Origin of the sequence: Pseudacidovorax intermedius (assembly GCF_001476815.1) — a bacterium.
Classification (GTDB): Bacteria; Pseudomonadota; Gammaproteobacteria; order Burkholderiales; family Burkholderiaceae_C; genus Xenophilus; species Xenophilus intermedius_A.
Window position 1 is genome coordinate 1 of record NZ_LDSL01000267.1, and the last position, 946, is coordinate 946.

General features: G+C 63.2%; 2 protein-coding genes. Both read left to right on the plus strand.

From position 1 onward, the window contains the following. A partial coding sequence (locus NS331_RS27020; RefSeq protein WP_206597368.1) for a hypothetical protein occupies window positions 1-367 on the plus strand: 367 nt, incomplete at its 5' end. A gap of 141 nt (window positions 368-508) precedes the next feature. Beyond that, window positions 509-946 (plus strand): AraC family transcriptional regulator (locus NS331_RS25145; RefSeq protein ID WP_502263814.1); only part of this gene is annotated, 438 nt, incomplete at its 3' end.

Genomic DNA, 946 nt, shown 5'->3' on the forward strand with positions numbered 1-946 from the left:
TTTTTTTTTTTTTTTATTGACCGGGCCCACCCGAGACTTACCGTTTCCTCTTCGTCGGCAGCGTCAGATGTGGATAAGGGACGGCGTCGATGGGGCTGACGAGGCGCAGGCGCCCGCCGTCGGACGCTTCGGTGTGCGCGCCTTCAATGAAATGGTTCAGGGTCTGGGTCATGGTGGTCTGCCGGTGTTCGGGCGGCCGGAGTGTGGATGGCCCTGGCCGATGGCGTTAGCCCAAATCAGCAAGCACGCCCTGCCGAACCTGCACCGGCGCGGTGCTCGCCGGCCTTGCCACGGTTTGCACGATTGTTGCTTGGATGAAATTTCGCAACGTAGTGCGTTTCCGTCGGAGAAGCTGAGCGCTCCCTGATCGGGCTCTTCTGGAGCTAAGTCGTGACGCAGGGGTTTCCCGGGTGCGGCACCGCATGCGTCGAATGCAGAATTTTCGCCTTGCGAAAAAACGGCAATAAATATTGGTCGATCAGACAAGTACCGAGCAAAGGCCTGCGCCATGAACCGAAGCATCCACCATTTCCAGGACCTGCATGCCCATGCCGCGTCGGTGACGCAATGGCGCCAGCTCTACAGCCAGCTGACGGCCGGGGCACTGGACAGTTCGCTGCAGCAGCTGTCCAGCGAGCGCTGCCACGTCTTTCGGGAGCGCATCAACCAGCGCGTGGTGCAGCAGGGCGAGGCGCCGGCCGGCCGCGTGTGCTTCGCGGTGCCCATCGCGGTGCCGGGCAGCGTGCGCATGCAGGGCCGCGATGCGGACGCCCACAGCCTGTTCTTCCTGCGTGGCGGCGAGGAATTCATGTTCCACATGCCCACCGGCATGGACATGCTGTCGGTGACCTTCGACCGGGACTTCTTCGATACCGCGCTGCGGGACACGCCCTGCGCCGACGAAGTGGCCCAGCTGCTGCGCCAGCCCGTCATCAAGGTGCCGGCA